Here is a 19,522-nt window from a genome sequence, read left to right as displayed (position 1 = left end):
GGGCAACGTCGAGGTCCTTGGCGATCAGAAGAGGTAAGAGTCCTCTGATCATGCCCGGGACCTCGACCCCTACCCGGACCAGGTCACCCGACTACAACACCCGATCCACCCTCAAGTCCCAAGGGCCGCTTAACTGGGATGCAGCACAGAGTGTGCCCGTCAATGAGACTACAGCCCTCGTGACGGTCGCAACCGATGCGACTGAATCGTCCTTTACTTTCTATCGAGTTTTGGTCAATGTGGACCAGTCCCGGACGATGAATGTCCAGCGCTACGAGCTTACGAGGGCGAGTGAAGACAGTTCGCGTGCTGTGGTTTACAGCGGAGGCAAATTGATCTGGAAGGGGCTTGTACGTGGTGACGGGACCTTGGTTCCAGACGCCGACACGCCAAAGCCAGTCACAGCTGCAGGTGCTTGCGAGAACATGGTCTCAGTCCTCTGCGGTACGGGCGGCGCCGCTGGCTGCTACGGCGTTTGTCTCGGCTTGGGCTTGGCGGGTGGATGGCCAGGCTTGGGGTGCGCTGCAGCCTGTGGCTTGGTCTCCGCTCTCGGCTGCGTGGGGGCTACAGAGGCACTGTGTGGCGATGGCGGTGGCAATGGCGGTGGCGGTGGCGGTGGCGGTGGCTGGTAGCCCCCCCAGCTAAAGCAATATCGAAGATCTGCACAACTTCATAAGAGGGGTGGCCTCGGTGAATGCCGAGGCCACCCCTCGCCCCGTTGCCTTACACCATTGACCCACCCCGAGGCGAAAAGCCTGGCCCCAGGCACAGGTTGGTCAGGCACGCAGAAGTGCCAGCCCTGTCGCGATCGAGCCCCACGGGAGCCGTCAGAAACCGCCCCTGGCCTCGGGAAAACCGGTGGGGCAAATGGGAAGCACGCTGGGAACAGGCTGTCCCACTCCTAGCCAGAAGCTAGCGAGAAACCCCCAGAGTTGCGCATCATCGCCCGGTGACCGCGGCCCTCCACCGACGCCAGCGGGTGACGGCGCCATCACCGGGCGATGATGCGCAACGTTTGCAGGGTGGGTTCGCTTGAGGTCCCCCCGGCGACGATGAATACTGGGCCCCCACCGCACGGCAAGCCACCCGAGGAGGTCCGATGCCCCGATCCGCCAACTCCCACCCGCGCAAGGAGAGCGCCCTGAGCACGTGGCTGGTCCTGGTGGCGATGGCCTTCACCATCTCGGCCCACGTGATCAACCTGGCCCAGGGCGCCCACTTCAGCCCCGCCCGCTGGGTGCTGTTCGCAATGTCGATCGGCCTGGCCCTGTGGGCCGTCGCCCAGCTGGTCCCTCGGCGCCGCTCCGACCAGCCGTTGGATCCGCCCAGCACGTGAACCGCGGCGGCTCAGGCCCCAGGGACAAGGATCACCAGGTGGTGAGCCCGTGGGCGCGGAACTGGCCGCGCACCCGCTCCAGGGTCTCGGGCGTCGGCGGGGGCACGTCGCCCAGCTGGTAGGTCATCCCCAGCCCGGCCCACTTGTCCCGCCCCATCTGGTGGAAGGGCAGCACCTCCACCCGGCTCACGGTGCCCAGCGTCGCGACGTGCTCCGCGACGGCGGCCACATTCTCCTCGGCGTCGGTCAGGCCGGGGACGCAGACGAAGCGCAGCCAGATCTCGGTGCCTGCCTCGGAAAGGCGGCGGGAGAAGTCCAGCGTCGGCTGGAGTTCGCGGCCGGTCACCCGACGGTAGGTTTCGGGCAGCCCGGACTTGATGTCCAGCAGCACCAGATCCAGGTTGCCCAGCATCTCGTCGGTGCAGTTGGCGCCCAGGAAGCCGGAGGTGTCAATGCAGGTGTGGATGTCCATCGCCTTGGCCTCGGCCAGGAGCCGGGCGAGGAAGGCGGGTTGCTGCAGCGGTTCCCCGCCGGAGACGGTCAGCCCGCCCTTGGTGGCGCGAAAGATCCCGCGGTAGCGCTTCAGCCGGGCGACGAGGTCTTCCAGCAGCACCGGTTCACCCTTGGCGGTGAACAGCGTGTCGGGGTTGTGGCAGTACAGGCAGCGCAGCGGGCAGCCGGCCAGGAAGACCGTCATCCGGGTGCCGGGGCCGTCGACGCCGGTGACGAGCTCCCAGGAGTGCATGGATCCCAACCGGCCCTCACGGACCGCCTGGAGGTGTTCGTGGTGGGTCATCTCGCCCGACGACGCGATCCCGGCCGTGCCCCGGCCGGAGGCGCGCAGGCGCGGCACCTCCAGCTCGACCGGCTCGGGCCGGTACTCACCGGAGATGCCGTCCGCACCGGCGAGGGTACGGACGGCATCCGGACGGGAATCAGCCGTCATGCGTTCTGGTGGAAGGTGCGCGAGATCACGTCGCGCTGCTGGTCCTTGGTCAGCTTGACGAAGTTCACGGCGTAGCCGGAAACCCGCACCGTCAGACTGGGGTACTTCTCCGGGTTCTCCATCGCATCCTCCAGCGTCTCGCGGTTCAGGACGTTGATGTTGGCGTGGTACAGCCCGGGCTGGGTGTTGCGCTCGGCGCGGGCGGTGTTCATGTCGGCGAGGCGCTCGTCGAAGGTCTTGGTGCTCATGGTGTTGTCCTTTCGGGGTGGTTCAGGAGGCGGGGATGAAGCCGGCGTCGAGGATGCCGACCAGGTTGCCCACCTGCTCGGCCTTGTCGCGGCCCAGTCCGGCGGGGGTGATGGTGTTGGTCAGGCTGATGCCGTCCAGCGCGTCCTCGTAGTCCAGCTTGCCGACGCTCAACATGGAGGCGAGCATGCCGTGGCTGTCCATGGCGTTCTCCGGGTTGGCGCCGGGAGCGAAGGGGGTGCCCTTCTTGTGGCCCGACGGGAAGGCGCCGGTGTTCTTGCCGTAGACGACATTGGAGGTGATGGTCAGCACGCTCTGGGTGGGCAGCGCGTCGCGGTACATCTTGATCGCCTTGATCTTCTCCATCACGGTGTGCACCACGACGGCGGCGATCTCGTCGGCGCGGTCGTCGTCGTTGCCGTAGACGGGGAAGTCGCCCTCGGTGATGTAGTCGATCACCAGACCGGTCTCGTCGCGCACCGGGGTGACCTTGGCGTACTTGATGGCGCTCAGCGAGTCCGCGACGATGCTCAGGCCGGCGATGCCACAGCCCATGGTGCGCACGATGTCGGAGTCGTGCAGGGCCATCTCCATCGCCTCGTAGGCGTAGCGGTCGTGGCAGTAGTGGATGATGTTGAGGGCCTCGACGTAGGTGCCGATCACCCAGTCCAGCATCTTCTCGTAGCGGGCCCAGACGTCGTCGAAGTCCAGCGGGCCGTCACCGGTCACGGGCTCGAAGCCGGTCACGACCTGCTTGCCGGTCATCTCGTCGCGGCCACCGTTGATGGCGTAGAGCAGGGACTTGCCGGCATTCACCCGGGCGCCGAAGAACTGCATCTGCTTGCCCACGCGCATCGGGGAGACGCAGCAGGCGATGGCGGCGTCGTCGCCCCAGTGGTCACGGATCTGGCCGTCGGCCTCGTACTGCAGCGACGAGGTCTCGATGGAGATGGCGGCGCAGAAGTCCTTGTAGCCCTGCGGCAGCTTCGGATCCCAGAAGATGGTGATGTTGGGCTCCGGGGCGGGGCCCAGGTTGCGCAGGGTCTGCAGCAGCCGGAAGGAGGTCTTGGTGACCAGGGTGCGGCCGTCCTCGCCCAGGCCGGCATCCGACCAGGTGGCCCAGTACGGGTCGCCGGAGAAGATCTGGTCGTAGTCCTCGGTGCGCAGGAAGCGCACGATCCGCAGCTTGATCACCAGCGCGTCGATGATCTCCTGGGCGCCGGCCTCGTCCAGGGTGCCATTGGCCAGGTCCCGCTCGAAGTAGACATCGAAGAAGCCCGAGAGGCGGCCGAAGCTCATCGCGGCGCCGTCCTGGCTCTTGATGCTGGCCAGGTAGCCGAAGTAGGTCCACTGCACGGCCTCCTGGGCGGTGCGGGCGGGGCCGGAGATGTCGATGCCGTAGCTGGCGGCCATCGTCTTGAGCTTCTTCAGCGCCTTGATCTGCTCGGAGTGCTCCTCGCGGTAGCGCGCCCAGTGCTCGTCGAAGGGCTGGTCGGCGACGGCATCCCGGTCGGCCTGCTTCTGGGCGATCAGGGCATCCACGCCGTAGAGCGCGACCCGACGGTAGTCGCCGATGATGCGGCCGCGGCCATAGGCGTCGGGCAGGCCGGTGATGATGTGGGCGCTGCGCGCGGCGCGGATCCGCGGCGTGTAGATGTCGAAGACGGCCTCGTTGTGCGTCTTGCGGTACTTGGTGAAGATCTCCTTGACCCGCTCGTCGGGCTCCATGCCGGCCTCGCGAATGGCGGTCTCCACCATCCGCCAGCCGCCATTGGGCATCATGGCGCGCTTCAGCGGGGTGTCGGTCTGCAGGCCGACGATCACGTCGTCGGTCTCGCAGATGTAGCCGGCATCGAAGGCATCGACGTCGGCCGGGGTGTGGGTGTCGACGTCGAAGACGCGCTTGGCGCGCTCGACGGACAGGTAGTCGCGCTCCAGCACCTCGAAGGTCTTGAGCGTCTTCTCGGTGGGGCCGGCCAGGAAGGCGGCGTCGCCCTCATAGGGGGTGTAGTTGCGCTGGACGAAGTCGCGCACGTCGATGCTGCGCTGCCACTCCCCCTCGGCGAAGCCCTCCCAGGCGCTGTTGTCGTCAACCAGTCGTGCTTCAGCCATGGACGTCGTCAATTCCCTCGGTCTCCTCAATGCCTCGCCCCGCGTCGGGCTCATTTGTCACGCGTATCCCTTGACAATACGGTGTGGTCCTACCACTAGCTCCACCGGGGTCCCGTTTAGTGGAATCTCGTGCCGACCTCGCCACGCCCCGTTGGTCCGACCATCACGCGTCCCGGGCTCTCTGCGCGCCTTTCGCTCACTCCGATTGAGCGATCCGGGCGCGCGGATGGGCGCTGAGGTAGACCTCGCGCAGGTGCTCGACGGTGACCATGGTGTAGATCTGCGTGGTGGTGACCGACGCGTGCCCCAGCAACTCCTGGACGACGCGGACGTCGGCGCCGCCGTCCAGCAGGTGGGTGGCAAAGGAGTGCCGCAGGCTGTGCGGGCTGACCTCGGCGTCGATCCCGGCGGCGTGGGCGGCCTGCTGCAGCACCCCGTAGGCGCTCTGTCGGCTGAGCCGCCGGCCCAGGGAGTTGAGCAGCAGCGCCGGGCCGGGGGTCTTGGCCTTGGCCTGCCAGACGGGCCGGCCGCGCACCAGCCACGCGTCGACGGCGTCGCGGGCGAAGCTGCCCAGCGGCACCACGCGTTGCTTGTTTCCCTTTCCCAGCAGGCGAAGCCCGGCGTCGGGCTCGGCCAGCACCCGGGTCAGGTCGTCGACGTCCAGCGCGCAGATCTCGCTGATCCGGGCGCCGGTGCCGTAGAGCACTTCCAGCAGGGCCCGGTCGCGCAGACCCTCGGGGGTCTCGACGTCGGGCGCCTCCAGCAGCGCCTGCACCTGCGCCACCGACAGCGCCTTGGGCAGGCGCTTGCCCAGCTTGGGCACCGCCACCTCGGCCGCGACATCGCGCCCGCACAGCCCGTCGGTGAGCGCGAAGCGGTGCAGGTTGCGCACGGTGACAATGGCGCGGGCGACGCTGGCGGGGGCCTGTGCGGGGCGTTCGGCGTCGCCGACGGCCAGCCAGCGCTGGAATTCGGTGACGTCGGTGGTGGCAATCTCGTCGAAACCGGTGATGCCGCGCAGGCCCAGATACTGGGCGTAGCGCAGCAGGTCGCGCCGGTAGGCGGCCAGGGTGTTGGCGGACAGGCCGCGCTCGACGGCCAAGTGGTCCAGCCAGGCGGGGGCGACCCGGGCCAGCACCGTTCCCCAGACCTTGACGGGCTCGGCCATCGTGGGGTTGGGCTCAGTCACCAGACTCCAGCGCCTCGCGCTCGGCCACCCGGGCGGCCCAGATGTCGCGGGCCGGCCACGGCGCATCTGCTGGGCGCAGCTCTTCCAGCCGTCCGGACAGCCGGGCGGTCTGCAGGGCCAGGGCACCACTGACCATCGACGGTGACTGGACATTGCCCGCGAAGATCTCATCAACCAGCTCGTCGAGGTCGACCCAGCTGATGTCCATGTGAGCTTCCTCGTCCTCCACCACGAAGCCGTCGGGGCGGGGCGCGGCGGACAGAGCGCGCGCGAGGTAGATCCGGATGGACTCCTCGCAGCCGCCGGGGGTGGTGAAGATGTCCACCAGCACCCGCCAGTCGTCGGCCTTGAGCAGGGCCTCCTCCGCCAGTTCCCGCTGTGCGGCGGAGAGGAAGGACTCCCCGTCGGCGTCCAGCAGCCCGGCGGGCGGCTCCACCAGCTTCATGGCCACCGGGTGCCGGTACTGGTGCACGACGGCCACCCGGTTCTGCTCGTCCAGCGCCATCACCGCGACGGCGCCGGGGTGGGTGAGGTACTGGCGGGTGAACTGCTCCCCCGAGGGGGGCGTGATGTCGTCCTCGACGAAGCTGCACACACGGCCGGTGCCGAGCACGCGGTGCGCGTCGATCTGCCAGGCCTCGGGACGGTCCAAGGGCATGTCGGTCATGCTTCCAACATATTGCGTCGCACCTCGCTGCCACACTTGAGACATGCAGCTTCCCCTGGACCTCCCGATCGCCCCGATGCTCGCCAAGACCGCCACGGACATCCCGGCCGCGGACAGCGTCGAGGGCGGATGGAGCTATGAGCCCAAGTGGGATGGCTTTCGGTGCATCGTCTGCCGTGACGGCGACGAGGTGGAGCTGCTGAGCCGCTCCAGGAAGCCCTTGACCCGCTACTTCCCCGAGGTGGTCGAGCTGGTGCGCGCCCATCTGCCCGTCCGCTGCATCCTCGACGGGGAACTGGTGGTCCGCATCGGCGAGCCGGGAGCGCAGAAGCTGGACTGGGAATCCATCTCTGCCCGGATCCACCCGGCGGCGTCCCGGATCGAGCGGCTGAGCGCCGAGACGCCGGCCGAACTGGTCTGCTTCGACCTGCTGGCGCTGGACGACGAGGACCTCACCAGCCTGGGCTACGCCGAGCGGCGCGCCCGATTGGAGCAGGTCTTCGCCGCCATCGACTCCCCCGCGATCCACCTGACCCGAGTCACCGACGACGAAGCCCTGGCCCGAGAGTGGTTCGAGCGGTTCGAGGGTGCCGGGTTGGACGGGGTGATCGGCAAGCGCAACGACTCCCCCTACGAGCAGAACAAGCGCAGCATGCTCAAGGTGAAGCACAAGCGCACCGCCGAGGCGATCGTCGTCGGGTATCGCGTCCACAAGTCCGGGCAGGGTGTCGGTTCGCTGCTGCTGGGCATGGTCGACGAGCAGGGCGAGATCGTGGGTGTCGGCGGAATCGGCGCCTTCAGCAATGAGCTGCGGCTGGCTCTTGTGGAGCAGTTGGAGCCCCTGGTGCTGCGCAATCCCGACGGCACCACACGGACCGCCAGCAAGGAGCGCAGTCGGTTCACCAGCGCGGCGGATGTGGCCTTCGTGCCCGTCGAACCGCACCTGGTGGTGGAGGTGGCCTTCGACCAGTTGGAGGGGCGACGTTTTCGCCATGCCGTGACCCTGTTGCGCTTCCGCCCGGATCGCGACCCGTCGAGTTGCCTGCTGGAGCAGGTGGAACGCCCCATCGCCTACGACCTGTCCGACGCCCTGGGAACCTGCGCCCCGCCACGGGCGTAGTTTTCTCCCATGGACGCCAATGCGCAGCAGATCACAGCCTTGGTCGCCAACCTCGTCGCCTCCGACTGGCCAACGACGGAGTCCGAGCGGCTGACCTGGGCACGCCGGATGGGACTCCCCGAACATGGAGACCCCGTGCCGGGCCTCGACGAACTCTCCGATCGATCGAGGAGTTTCGAGGCCCGGGCTGGCATGGCGGACGTCGGTTGGCACTTCTTCGACGAGCAGTTCGTGGGCGTCCACTTCTTCTGGAACGAGTCCGAGGACATGGCTGACCTGGAGCCCGTCGCACGTGATGTGCGAGAAGGCCTGCGCGTGCTGTGGGAAACCACGGAGGAACTCGAGGACGAGGTCCAGGGCTTCACGGCACTCTGGCACCCGCAGGACAGGGTCGTCGACATGTACTGGCATGCACCGCGCCTGATGCCCGAAGGGCACCGGTCGACCGGCACCATCCAGCTGCACGTGGACCATCGCGATCGCTCCGATGCCAGGAACCGTCACGACGAGGGCCTTCAATCAGAAATGGATTAGGCAAGCCTTACCTATATTTTGCTACAGTGCGGGCGTGCCCACGCCCTATGAGTCTCTCGATGCCACCGTGGTGGCTGTGTCGGACCTCACCCCGAGCATCCGCCGCGTGACCTTCCGCGGCCCGGAGCTCACTCGTGTGCATCCTCGCTGTCTGGACCGGCGGATCAAGCTGCTGCTCCCCCGCCACGACGGCGATGACTTTCCCGACGTGCCGCGCGGTGGTGACTGGTATCCGCGCTGGCAGGAGCTCGATGCGCGTCCACCGATGCGCACCTACACCGCCCGCGACGTCCGACCGGATCCCGGCGAAGTGGACGTCGACGTCATCCGGCACGGCGCCACCGGCCCCGCAGGCCGCTGGATCGAGGATGTCGAAGCCGGGGACTCCCTGCTGCTCGTCGTGCCCGTCGCGGATGCCGCCGGCAGCGACGAGGTCGGCATCGCCTGGCGTCCCGGATCCGCCCGCGAGCTGTTGATCGCCGGCGACGCGACCGCTGCACCGGCCATCGCCAACATCCTGGCCTCGCTCCCCCACGACGCCACCGGAACCGTCTTGCTGGAGGTCCCCACCAGCGAGGACCGCTACCCGCTCAAGGCCCCCGCAGGAGTCCACCTCCGCATCCTGCCCTGTGACGGCGCGGCCCCCGGCAGCCGGTTGGAGCAGGAACTCGCCTCGCTGGTCTGGCCACCGGAGTGCCCACTCCCCTTGCGGAGCCTCTCCGACGACGACCTGGTCCCGGACACACCGCTCTGGCAGGAGGCCGAGCCAGAGCCCGGAACCCAGCACTACGCCTGGCTGGCCGGGGAGAGCGCCGCCATCACCCGGATCAGGCGCCACCTGGTCCAGGCCCGAGGCTGTCCCCGTCACTGCATCAGCTTCATGGGTTACTGGCGCCTGGGTCGCGCCGAGTCCTGACCTGCCCACAGTCATCCCTTCCGCACCATCACCCCACACCATCAGGAGAACCCATGAACACCGCCGTCACCCGCCGCAACCTGCTGGCCCTGGCCGGGGCCACCTGCCTCGTCACGCTGGCTGGTTGCGGGGACAAGCAGTCTGCCTCCCCCGAGAGCCCCGCCGCCTCCGGGGTCGGCCAAGGCAGCTTCCCGGTGAGCATCAAGCACGCGCTGGGCACCGCAACGATCGAGCAGGCGCCCAGCAAGGTGGTCACCATCGGCCAGGGCGCCGCGGAGGCAGCCATCGCACTGGGCGTCTTCCCGGCGGGCACCGAGACCTACACCTGGGGTGCGGACAAGGACGGCCACCTGCCGTGGGTACGCGAGGCATATGAGAAGGCCGGCAAGGAACTGCCGAAGACCTTCGAGGGCGGCGAACAGCTCGACGTCGAGGCCATCGCCGCGCTGGAGCCCGATCTGGTGCTGGCTCCGTGGAGCGGACTGACGCAGAAACAGTACGACCTGCTGGCCGAGATGTGTCCGGTCGTCGCCTACGAGAAGACCGCCTGGACCACCACCTGGGATGCCGAGATCGCCACCGTCGCCAAGGCGCTGGGCCGCCCCGCCGATGGCCAGAAGGTGATCGACGAGCTGAAGAAGACCCTGGCCGATGCCGCCGCCGAGCACCCGGACTGGAAGGGCAAGACCTTCAGCTACATCTACACCCAGGGTCATGGCACGCTGGGGGTCTACCTGCCCACCGAGCAGCGGGTGGCGATGATCAGCTCGCTTGGTCTCACCGTGGATCCGGCGATCAGCTCGATCAAGGCCAAGGACGGCTCCGACTGGGCGCTGATCGGGCTGGAGAATGCCGACAAGATCAGCAAGAGCGAGTTGATCTTCACCTGGTACATGGATGCCGCCACCAAGAAGCAGGTGCTCTCCCAGAAGCTGTACGCCGCCATCCCCGCGATCAAGCGCGATTCGGTGGTCACCTCCGAGGATCCGCAGCTGGTCACCGCCATGAGCATGATCAACCCGCTGACCGTGCCGTGGGCCCTGCCCAAGATCAGCCCGCTGATCGACGCCGCGGTGAAGAAGCTCGGCAAGTGACCCGACGCCCCCGCCACGGTGGGGTGGCGCTGCTGCCCGCTCTGGTGCTGGCCGCGGTGCTGCTCAGCCTGGGTCTGGGCAGCAAGGCCATCGGCATCGACGGCCTGTGGCAGGCCGCCCGCGGGCAGGGTGATCCCTTCACCCGCAGCGTCGTGGCCAGCCGGGTGCCGCGCACCCTGTGTGGGCTGTTGGCCGGGGCCGCGCTGGCGGTCAGCGGCGCCGCGGTGCAGGTGGCCACCCGCAATCCGCTCGGCGATCCGGGCGTGCTGGGGCTCACCAGCGGCGCCGCCGCCGGGGTGGTGCTGGCCTCCACCTGGTCGGTCGCCGCCCCGCTGGGGCTGGTGGGCGGCGCGTTCGTCGGCGCGCTGCTGGCCACCGTCGCGGTGCTGGCACTGGGCAGTCTGGGCCGCGGCCCCGACAGCACCCGGCTGCTGCTGGCCGGCGCGGTGGTGACCGCCGTCGCGATGGCCTTCACCCAGTCGTTGGCGCTGCGCGACGCCGGGGCCTTCGACGCGCTGCGCTACTGGTCGGCCGGATCGTTGGCCGCCGGCGCGGCCTTGACCTGGCCGGTGTTGAGCACCGCCGGGGCGGGTGCGCTGCTGCTGGCCGGCTGCAGTCGCGGCTTGGACGCCCTGGCCCTGGGCGATGACGCGGCCACCGCTTTGGGACAGCGCCCCGGCCTGATCCGTGCCGTCACTTTTCTGGCGGTCGCGCTGCTCACCTCGGCTGCAACGGCGGTCACCGGGCCGATCGCCTTCATCGGGCTCGCGGTGCCACACCTGGCGCGTTCGGTGGCCGGCTCCGGCGCCCGGGCGCTGCTGGCCTGCTGCCTGCTGCTGGGCCCGGTGGTACTGCTGCTGGCCGACATCACCGGCCGACTGGTGGCCCGGCCATCGGAGATCCCGGTGGGGGTGGTCACCGGGCTGCTGGGCGCTCCCCTGCTGCTGCTGGTGGTTCGACGAGCCAAGGGGGCGCTGTGATCCGCACTCATCTGCGCAGCTGGCGGCGCCCGCTGGCGGTCGGCGCCCTACTGGCCTCGATCCTGGTCGTGTGCAGCACCACCCTGGCGCTGGGCCGGTTGGGTATTCCCGTCGCCCGGCAGCCGCAGGCGCTGCTGGATCTGCTTGGTGGTGGCGGCAGCTTCGGCCTGCGACGGCTGCGCGGCCCGCGACTGGCCGTCGGACTGGGCACCGGCGCGGCACTCGGCCTGGCCGGGGCACTCTTCCAACGCGCCACGGCCAACCCGCTGGTCACGCCCGACGTCGTCGGCATCACCGCGGCGGCCGGTGCCGGCACCGCCCTCGCCACCTACTGGCATCTGCCGGTGCTCTTCGGCTCGCTGGGCGGTGCGCTGCTGGCCGGGGTGCTGGTTGGTTGGGTCACCACCACCGGTTTCCGGAATCCCGGCGCGGTGATCGTCGCCGGGATCGGCGTCGCCGCCGGCTCGATGGCGATCACCCAGCTGGTGCTGGTCTGGTCCCGCCAGGCCGAGGCACTGGCGCTGGCCTCCGCCCTGACCGGTTCGCTCAACTCCCGCGCCTGGTCCGACGCCGGCCTGGTCTGGGCGGTGCTGCTGCCCGGCTGCCTGCTGGGGCTGGCGCTGCGAACGGACCTGGACCTGGTGGCGCTGGGCGACGAGGCCGCCCACGGCCTGGGGTCGCGCCCCGGCCAGACCCGCAGCCTGGCGCTCGGGCTGGGCATCCTGCTGACCGCCGGGGCAGTTGCCGTCGCCGGGCCGATCACCTTCGTCGCCCTCACCGCCCCGCACCTGGCCCGCTGGCTGGGCGGCCGCACCGCGATGGGCACCGCCGCGCTGGTCGGCGCCCTGGAGGTCTGCGCCGCAGACCTGGCCGTTGCCCACTGGCCGGCCCTCGACGGGCTGCCCGTCGGGGTGGTGACCGCCCTGTTCGGCGGCGTCTTCCTTGGCATCCTGCTCATCTCCCAGTTCCGGAAGGGGGCGCTGTGATCGCGCCAGCCATCGACATCCACCAGGTCAGCGTCCGGTTCGGCAGCTTCACGGCCGTTGACGCGCTGACCGCCCAGATCCCGCCCGGCTCCTTCACCGCGGTGATCGGCCCCAATGGGTGCGGCAAGTCCACCCTGCTGCGCTCGCTGTGCCACCTCAGGCCGGTCGACGAGGGCCGGATCAGCGTCGACGACCGTCCTGTGGCCTCCTGGGGGCGACGTGGGTTGGCCCGCCAGATCAGCCTGCTCCCGCAGCAGACCGTGGCACCGCCCGGGTTGAGCGTCGCCGAACTGGTCTCCCGTGGCCGCCACCCCTACCACTCGCTGCTGCGCACCAGCGCCCCGGGCGACGACGAGGCCATCGCCCGCGCCGTCGAACGCGCCGAGGTGGGGCACCTGCTGCACCGCCGAGTCTCCGAACTGTCCGGTGGCCAGCGGCAGCGGGTCTGGCTGGCCATGGTGCTGGCCCAGGACACCCCCGTCGTGCTGCTGGACGAGCCCACCACCTATCTGGACCTGGCCGCCCAGTACCACCTCTTGGATGTCTGCGCCGATCTGGTGGACGAGGGCCGCACCGTGGTGGCGGTGCTGCACGACCTACCGCAGGCCGTCGCCTACGCCGACAATCTGTTGCTGATGGACAGGGGACGGCTGGTGGCCGACGGCGACCCGCGCACCGTGATCACCGAACAGTCCGTCGCCGACGTCTACGGGATCAGCTGCCGGGTGGAACTCGACGATCCCCGCGGCCCCGTGGTGGCGCCCCGCTCCCGGGCCGAACGACAGGCGACGCTGACGGCTCAGGCCTGACCGGCGGCCTCCAGCAGTTCCCGGGCGTGCGCCAGGGAGGACTGCGAGGAGGAGATGCCACCCATCATCCGGGCCAGTTCCTGCAGCCTCTCCTCACCGGTCACCTGGCGCAGGTCACTGACCGTGACCTCGCCATTGGTGGACTTGCTGACCACATGGTGCGCGTCGGCGAAGGCCGCCACCTGGGCCAGGTGCGTGACCACGATCACCTGGCAGTGCTTGGCCAGCATCGCCAGCCGACGGCCGATCTCCACCGCCACGGCACCGCCGACGCCGGCATCCACCTCGTCGAAGACGCAGGTGTGGGCGCCGGGCGCCTCGCCCGCATCGGCATCCACCAGCACCACCTCCAGCGCCAGCCGCACCCGGGAGAGCTCACCGCCGGAGGCCACCTTGCCCAGCGGTGCGGCGGGCAGCCCGGGGTTGGCGGCGAAGGTGAGCTGCACCTGCTCCGCGCCATTGGGGGTCAGTTCCGGCGACGGCTTCAGCTCGAAACCCAGCCGGGCGTGCGGCATCGCCAACGCCGCCAGTTCGCCCTGCACCGCGGTGGCCAGCCGGGTGGCGGCCTTCGTCCGGGTGGCGGTGAGCCCGCCGGCCTGCACCGTCAGGGAGTCGTCCAGCGCGGCGATCTCTGCCCGTAGCGACTCGATCCGGTCGTCGGAGCCGAGCAGCTCGGTCAGCCGCGACGCCGACGTCCGGGACCATTCGAGCACCTCGTCGATGGTCTCGCCGTACTTGCGCAGCAACCCGGCCAGCGCGGCCCGGCGCTCGGCGATCGCCTCGAGTCGCAGCGGATCGGCGTCCAGGTCTGCCAGGTAGCCGGAGAGCTGGGCGGCCGCCTCGTTCAGCTGGAAACCGGCCTCGCGCATCTGCTGGGCCACCTCGGCGGCCGCCGGATCCAGGGTCTCGGCCTGCTCCATCGCCTTGCGGGCCTGGCCAAAGAGCCCGACCACACCGGGGGCATCGTCGTAGCCATCCACCGATCCGCTGAGCGCCGCCGACGCGGTCTCGGCCAGCTGGCGCAGGTCGTCGACGGCCTGCAGCCGGGTGGCCTCGGCGGCCAGCGCCTGGTCCTCACCCGGTTGCGGCTCCACCGCCGCGATCTCGTCCAGGCCGAAACGCAGCAGGTCCTGTTCCCGGGCACGTTCCCGCGCCCGGGTCTCCAGCTCGGCCAGCTCGGCGCGCAACCGGGCCCGGGTCTCGAAGTCGGCGCGGTAGCCGGCCAGGGCCGCGGCGTGCTTGGCGCCGCAGAAGCGGTCCAGCACCTCCCGCTGGCGTTCGGGGGTGCCCAGCCGGATCTGTTCCGACTGGCCGTGAATGGTGGCGAGCTCCCCGCTGATCTCGGCCAGTGCCCCCACCGAGCTCTGCGCCCCACCGACGAAGGCTCGGGAGCGGCCGGAGCTGCTCACCTGCCGGGCCAGCAGCAGTTCACCGTCCTCCACCAGACCGCCGGCCTGTTCCACCCGCTCGGTGACCGGTTCGACGCCGGTGAAGCGGCCCTCAACCAGGGCGCGTTTCGCGCCGTGGCGCACCACACCGGAGTCGGCACGGGTTCCCATCAGCAGCCCCAGGCTGCTGACCACCATGGTCTTGCCGGCGCCGGTCTCACCGGTGACGGCGGTCATGCCCCGATGGAATTCGATCCCGGTCTCGGCGATCACGCCAAGCCCCTCGATCCGCAGCTCGGTCAGCATCAGCGACGGCCCCGGAAACCCTCGACCGGCAGCTCGAACTTCTTCACCAATCGAGTGGTGAAGGGCTGCGGGGCCAGCCGGGCGATCAACAGGTCGTGTTCGCCCCGGCACAGGCTGATCCGGCTGCCGGGGGCGGCGTCGACGCTGCGCGCACCGTCGGCCCAGACCACGGCGGGAATCTGGCGTTCCAGGCTGACCACCAGGTCCACCCGGGATTTCGGGCTGAGAACCGACGGCCTGGCATACAGGGCGTGCGCGGAGAGCGGCACCAGTTCGATCGCCTCCACATCCGGCCACATCACCGGCCCGCCTGCGGAGAAGGCGTAGGCGGTGGAACCCGTCGGGGTGCAGACCAACACACCGTCGCAGCCCCACTTGGACAGGGGGCGGTCATCCACCATCGCCAGTACCTCGATCATCCGTTCCCGGGCGATCTTCTCCACCGACACCTCGTTGACGGCAAAATTGGTCCATTGCAGCTTGCCGTAGGCGTCGAAGACCTCCACCGACAGGGTCAGACGACGTTCCACCTGGTAGGCGCGGGCGACCACCTGGTCCACCAGTTGCGCCGTCTCCGAGGCCTCCAGCTCCGCGAGGAAGCCGACGTGGCCCAGGTTGACGCCCAGCAAGGGCACCTCCCAAGGCAGCGCGATCTCCGCACCGCGCAGGATGGAGCCGTCGCCGCCGAAGATCACCACCAGCTCCACCTGGGGATCCTCGTCGCCCATCACAGCCACCTCGGCCCGGCCTGCCAGGGCCGGCACCATCCGCTCGGCGCATTCGGGCAGAACGACGGTCTGGATGCCGCGCTCCGCGATCCGAAGCACGAAGGCGACGGCGGCCTTCAGCGCCTGCTCCCGGTGCGGGTGCAGCATCACGGCCACCCGCCGCCCGGGCTTCGGGGTGGTGGGGCTTGTCATGCTCTGCTGCTCGGTCACGGAAATCACCCTAGCCGGGCCCTGTGACAGATCCGGGCAGTGCTGCTCACCGGGACCGCTCGAAGAGCACGAAGTACTCGATGTTGCCGGCCGGCCCGGGCAGCTGGCTCTGCTCCCGCCAGTCGGTGCGCCACCCCAGCGCCTCGGCGTGGGCAATGACGTCGTCGACGGCGGCCAGCCGCAGGGCCTCGTCGCGGACCACGCCGGTGGACGTGAGGTTCTTGCGCCCCACCTCGAACTGCGGCTTGACCATCAACAGGGCCCGCCCACCGGGGGCGAGCACTGCGAAGAGTGGATCCAGCAGCAGTTTCAGGCTGATGAAGGAGACATCACAGACCACCAGATCCACCGGGCGGCCCTCCAGGTCGTCCAGCGTGAGGTCGCGCAGGTTCAGCCCCTCGCGCACCACGACGCGCGGATCGCCCCGCAGCGAATCCACCAGCTGGCCGTGGCCGACGTCGACGGCGTAGACCTGCAGCGCGCCCCGGCTGAGCAGCACCTCGGTGAAACCACCGGTACTGGCCCCGGCATCCAGCACCCTTTCCGGAACCCGATCCCAGCCCAGCGAATCGAGCGCCCCGAGCAGCTTGAAGGCGGCGCGGGAGGCCCACTGGACGTGCTCGGTCAGGGTGATCTCAGCCCCGACGGGCACCTGCTGCGACGCCTTGCTGGCGGGCCGGCCGGCCACCTGCACCAGGCCGTCCTCCACCAGCTTGCGGGCCAGGCTCCGGCTGCGCGCCAGGCCGCGTTCCACCATCTCGACGTCCAATCGGGTGCCCTCAGCCATGCTGGCCGTCCTGCGAGCGGGGGCGCAGCACGCCGGGGATGGGTGTCTGGACGGCATTGCGGCTGGTCTCCAGCACACCGGTCAGCACATCCTGCGCGGCGCTCAGCCGGTCGTGGTGCTCGGCCAGATCCGCCTCCTGCAGATCCACCAGCTCGGCCAGCGCCTGGTCGATCACGGCATTGCCGGTCTGCGGCGGCTCCGGCACGCGGGGAGCCTCGGGGGTCTGCTCGGTCATCGGTGGTGGCCTCTCAGGGCAGCAGGGTGAGCTCGTCGACGACGGGTGCCGTCGCGCCCGGGGTGTCCCAGGCCAACTGCAGGATGGCCCACAGGGCATCCAGCTGCGGCTCACGCTCGGCCGGCACCTGCGCCAGGGTGATCACGCCGTCGTTCAGGGTGGCGATCTGCTCCCCCACCGTGCAGCTGGCACCGGAGCGGGTGACCACCCGGGCCGGTTCCAGCAGGGCACGCAGGTCGTGGCCGATGTGGGTGGGGCGGGCGTCCTCGCCGGCGGCCAGCAGGTCATGCTTGCCGTGGGCGCCGGTGAAGACGAACAGCGAGTCCATCTGCACCGCGACGGCGCCCATCACGTCGGTGTCCAGCCGGTCCCCGACGAAGATGGCCTGCTCGGTGCCCATCCGACGCATCGTCTCCAGCAGCAGCGGCGGGTAGGGCTTGCCGGCCACCTGGGGCTGCACCTTCACGGTGAGCTGCACGGCCTGGATCTGGGCACCGGCGCCGGGCACCAGCCCCTTGTCGGTGGGGCGGGTGCTGTCGGTATTGGTGGCAAACCACTGCGCCCCGCGCTGCACCGCCAGACAGGCGTCATCCAGCCGCGGCCAGGTCAGTTGCGGGTCGTAGCCCTGGATCACGGCCACCGGCTGCTCCTGGGAAGACCAGACGGGCTTCAACCCGACGGCAGCCACCTCGTCGGCCAAGGCCTCGGTCCCGACGATCAGCACCGCGCTGCCGGGTTCCAGCTGCTCCGCGAGCATCTGGGCACCGGCCTGCGCGCTGGTGACCACATCTGGCAGCTCCGCCGGAACACCCAGCTCGGTCAGGTGCTCAACGACCGCCTCAGGCTTGCGGGCGGCGTTGTTGGTGACATAACCCAGCCGGGTGCCGCGCTGCTTCAGCGCCTGGATCCCCTCCGGGGCACCCTCCACCGGGGCGGGGCCCAGGTAGACCACGCCGTCCAGGTCGAACAGCGCGGCCTGGTAGCCGTCGACCAGCGCCTGGCCAGCCTGTTCGCTCATGCCTGCCCCACCTCGTCCTGCCCCGCCTCGTCTTGCCCCGCCTCGTCTTGCACAGTGACGTCGGGCTCCGCCTCGCCGTCCTCCGACCCGTCCTGGTCGTCGTTCGCCTCCGAAGCCTCGATCGACTCGTCGTCGTCCTCGCCGATCTCCAGCACGAAGCCATCCAGCTGGTTCAGCCGATCCTCCACGTCCAGCAGACCCTCGGCGTCGTACTTGCCGGCAGAGGTGAACCACTGCTTGGCGGCGTCGCTCTGCCCGCTGCGCTCCAGCAGGTCGGCATAGGCGTAGCGCAGCCGGGACTGGCCCTGCTTGCTCACGGTCTTGTCGCCGATCGCATTCTTCAACAGCCGCAGCGCTTCCGCGCGCTGTCCCAGGTCATCACGCGCACCAGATTCCACCAGCAGCATCTCCACCCGCTGCGTCGCATCCAGCGGCTGGTTGGCTGCTTCCTTCGCCAGCTTCAACGCGGCATCGGCGCGACCCAGGGCACGCTCGCAGTCGGCCATCACCGGCAGATAGTCGGCACCGCCGGTCATCCGCCGCAGCGCCCGGTACTCGTTCAGCGCGACGGCGAACTCCCCGGCCGCATAGGCGGTCTCCGCGGTGGCTTCCCGCACGACGGGCAGACGGGCCGCCCGACGACGGGCGGCCTCGGCATGCCGGTAGGCCAGCGCGGGATCCTCGTCGATCAGTTCACCGGCGGCAACCAGGTGCGCGGCGACGATGTGTCCCAGATCCTTCGGCAGGCCACGCAGTTCCGCGCGCACCGGGAAGGGCAGCGACTTCTCGTCAATGTCTTCGGGGGTCTCCGGCTCGTCCTCACGGGCGGCGAGCCCGGGACGCACGAAGTCGTCCTCGTCGCGACGGGGACGATCCTCCCGGAAGTCCCGACGCACCGGGCGATCCCCGCCCCGTCGGTCGGAGCGGTTCTGCGGGCCACGTTCATAGCGGTCGCCGCCCCCGTCGCGACGCTCGTCGCGGCCGCGGTACCCGCGCTGGTCGTCGCGGGAATCCTCGCGACGCGGGCCACGCCGGTCATCATTGCCGCGATAGCCGCGCTCGCTCCGGTCACCGCGATCCGTGCGATCAGTACGGGGGCCATCACTACCAGTACGGGGGCCATCAGTACGGGGGCGAACATCGTCGCGACCGTACCCACGGCCCTCGACGGGACGGCGCGAATAGCCACGCTCGTCACCATCGCGACGCTGGTAGCCACGCTCGCCCCGGTCACCGCGATCCATTCGGTCACCACGATCGCCGCGGTCGGCGCGGGGACGGTCATCGTCGCGACCGTAGCCACGCCCCTCCACGGGGCGACGCGAATAGCCGCGCTCCTCACCGTCGCGACGCTGGTAACCGCGGCTGTCACCACTCTGGCGGTTGCTGTAGCCACCCTCGGATCGGGAATCATCGGACTGACGGTTCCAGCCCCGTCCCTGGTAGCCGCGGCCCTCGTCCTCGCTGCGTCCGCGGTAGCCACCTCGATCCTGGCTCGGCCGGCCGGCGTAGCCGCCATCGGAGCGGGAGTCTCGACGGGAATCGCCCCGGTACCCGCGGCTCTCCTGCGAGGGGCCTTCGCCCCGGGGGCCGCGATCGTCGCGCCGGGGGGCGCGGTCGTCTCGCTGCGGCCGCCCGCGGCCACGTTCGTGGTTGTCGCGGGAGTTGTTGCTTGGGTAGTCAGCCATGAGTCCATCCTGCCGCACGCGTCCAACACGCGCGATCGTTTCCGTTCCAGAACATTAAAATACCCCCGGAGGTATCAAATGAATGATCCCTCCAGGGGTATTTGTAAGTCCGGCGGTGTCCTAGTCTCCCACAGAGTCCCCCCTGCAGTACCATCGGCTCTAAAAGGCTTAACTTCCGGGTTCGGAATGGGACCGGGTGTTTCCCTTTTGACATGACCACCGAAACA

Annotated in this window: 19 protein-coding genes and 1 rRNA gene; 8 read left to right on the top strand and 12 right to left on the bottom strand. The window is 69.7% G+C overall.

The window, feature by feature from the left end; all coding sequences use genetic code 11:
* Positions 1-1,099: 1,099 nt before the first annotated feature.
* Complete coding sequence (locus tag AAEX57_RS15460) at positions 1,100-1,336, top strand: hypothetical protein (RefSeq protein WP_342093188.1); 237 nt, start codon at positions 1,100-1,102, stop codon at positions 1,334-1,336.
* A 31-nt stretch (positions 1,337-1,367) separates the two neighbouring features.
* On the opposite strand, the gene pflA is transcribed toward AAEX57_RS15460, so the two are convergent.
* From pflA to AAEX57_RS15435, 5 genes are all read right to left on the bottom strand, one after another.
* Positions 1,368-2,282: a pyruvate formate-lyase-activating protein gene (pflA, locus tag AAEX57_RS15455; protein WP_342093187.1), complete on the bottom strand. Its 915-nt coding sequence runs from the start codon at positions 2,280-2,282 to the stop codon at positions 1,368-1,370.
* Positions 2,279-2,530 carry an autonomous glycyl radical cofactor GrcA2 gene (gene grcA2, locus AAEX57_RS15450; protein WP_446721180.1) on the bottom strand — a complete coding sequence of 84 codons (252 nt, stop codon included), beginning with the start codon at positions 2,528-2,530 and terminating at the stop codon, positions 2,279-2,281. Before grcA2 ends, pflA begins: the two co-directional genes overlap by 4 nt.
* Positions 2,531-2,552: 22 nt before the next feature.
* A complete protein-coding gene (locus AAEX57_RS15445) occupies positions 2,553-4,640 on the bottom strand; it encodes a pyruvate formate lyase family protein (protein WP_342093186.1) in 2,088 nt (695 codons plus the stop codon).
* 196 nt (positions 4,641-4,836) lie between these two features.
* Positions 4,837-5,808 (bottom strand): site-specific tyrosine recombinase XerD, encoded by a 972-nt coding sequence (locus tag AAEX57_RS15440; protein ID WP_342093190.1) that lies wholly within the window; start codon positions 5,806-5,808, stop codon positions 4,837-4,839.
* 13 nt (positions 5,809-5,821) lie between these two features.
* Complete coding sequence (locus AAEX57_RS15435) at positions 5,822-6,496, bottom strand: NUDIX hydrolase (RefSeq protein ID WP_342093185.1); 675 nt, start codon at positions 6,494-6,496, stop codon at positions 5,822-5,824.
* A 43-nt stretch (positions 6,497-6,539) separates the two neighbouring features.
* Between AAEX57_RS15435 and AAEX57_RS15430 the strand changes: the two genes are divergently transcribed.
* The 7 genes from AAEX57_RS15430 to AAEX57_RS15400 are packed head-to-tail and all read left to right on the top strand — an operon-like array spanning position 6,540 to position 12,935.
* Positions 6,540-7,616, top strand: a complete 1,077-nt coding sequence (locus AAEX57_RS15430) for an ATP-dependent DNA ligase (RefSeq protein WP_342093184.1) — start codon at positions 6,540-6,542, stop codon at positions 7,614-7,616.
* Positions 7,617-7,625: 9 nt separating this feature from the next.
* Positions 7,626-8,150 (top strand): hypothetical protein, encoded by a 525-nt coding sequence (locus AAEX57_RS15425; protein ID WP_342093183.1) that lies wholly within the window; start codon positions 7,626-7,628, stop codon positions 8,148-8,150.
* A gap of 34 nt (positions 8,151-8,184) precedes the next feature.
* Entirely contained in the window at positions 8,185-9,066 is an 882-nt protein-coding gene (locus AAEX57_RS15420) for a siderophore-interacting protein (protein WP_342093182.1), read from the top strand.
* A 53-nt stretch (positions 9,067-9,119) separates the two neighbouring features.
* Positions 9,120-10,160 (top strand): ABC transporter substrate-binding protein, encoded by a 1,041-nt coding sequence (locus AAEX57_RS15415; protein ID WP_342093181.1) that lies wholly within the window; start codon positions 9,120-9,122, stop codon positions 10,158-10,160.
* Positions 10,157-11,140 carry a FecCD family ABC transporter permease gene (locus tag AAEX57_RS15410; protein ID WP_342093180.1) on the top strand — a complete coding sequence of 328 codons (984 nt, stop codon included), beginning with the start codon at positions 10,157-10,159 and terminating at the stop codon, positions 11,138-11,140. The genes AAEX57_RS15415 and AAEX57_RS15410 overlap by 4 nt, the downstream gene beginning before the upstream one ends.
* Positions 11,137-12,126, top strand: coding sequence for an iron ABC transporter permease (locus AAEX57_RS15405; RefSeq protein WP_342093179.1), 990 nt, complete (start codon positions 11,137-11,139; stop codon positions 12,124-12,126). Before AAEX57_RS15410 ends, AAEX57_RS15405 begins: the two co-directional genes overlap by 4 nt.
* A complete protein-coding gene (locus tag AAEX57_RS15400; RefSeq protein WP_342093178.1) occupies positions 12,123-12,935 on the top strand; it encodes an ABC transporter ATP-binding protein in 813 nt (270 codons plus the stop codon). Before AAEX57_RS15405 ends, AAEX57_RS15400 begins: the two co-directional genes overlap by 4 nt.
* Here the strand turns inward: AAEX57_RS15400 and recN are convergent.
* From recN to rrf, 7 genes are all read right to left on the bottom strand, one after another.
* On the bottom strand, positions 12,926-14,629 hold the full coding sequence (gene recN / locus AAEX57_RS15395; protein WP_342093177.1) for a DNA repair protein RecN: 1,704 nt from the start codon (positions 14,627-14,629) through the stop codon (positions 12,926-12,928). The genes AAEX57_RS15400 and recN overlap by 10 nt on opposite strands.
* The gene (locus AAEX57_RS15390; RefSeq protein ID WP_342093189.1) at positions 14,629-15,549 is read right to left on the bottom strand and encodes an NAD kinase; all 921 of its coding nucleotides are present in this window, start codon (positions 15,547-15,549) and stop codon (positions 14,629-14,631) included. Before AAEX57_RS15390 ends, recN begins: the two co-directional genes overlap by 1 nt.
* 64 nt (positions 15,550-15,613) lie before the next feature.
* Positions 15,614-16,354, bottom strand: coding sequence for a TlyA family RNA methyltransferase (locus tag AAEX57_RS15385; protein ID WP_342093176.1), 741 nt, complete (start codon positions 16,352-16,354; stop codon positions 15,614-15,616).
* Entirely contained in the window at positions 16,347-16,589 is a 243-nt protein-coding gene (locus AAEX57_RS15380; protein WP_342093175.1) for a hypothetical protein, read from the bottom strand. Before AAEX57_RS15380 ends, AAEX57_RS15385 begins: the two co-directional genes overlap by 8 nt.
* Positions 16,590-16,602: 13 nt before the next feature.
* Positions 16,603-17,607, bottom strand: a complete 1,005-nt coding sequence (locus AAEX57_RS15375) for an HAD-IIA family hydrolase (protein ID WP_342093174.1) — start codon at positions 17,605-17,607, stop codon at positions 16,603-16,605.
* Positions 17,604-19,295 (bottom strand): hypothetical protein, encoded by a 1,692-nt coding sequence (locus AAEX57_RS15370; RefSeq protein ID WP_342093173.1) that lies wholly within the window; start codon positions 19,293-19,295, stop codon positions 17,604-17,606. Before AAEX57_RS15370 ends, AAEX57_RS15375 begins: the two co-directional genes overlap by 4 nt.
* 107 nt (positions 19,296-19,402) lie before the next feature.
* A 5S ribosomal RNA gene (gene rrf / locus AAEX57_RS15365) occupies positions 19,403-19,519 on the bottom strand.
* Positions 19,520-19,522 lie beyond the last annotated feature (3 nt).

This window comes from Luteococcus sp. H91 (assembly GCF_038433135.1).
In the GTDB taxonomy this organism is placed as follows: Bacteria; Actinomycetota; Actinomycetes; order Propionibacteriales; family Propionibacteriaceae; genus Luteococcus.
This window is presented reverse-complemented; position numbering and strand designations above follow the sequence as displayed.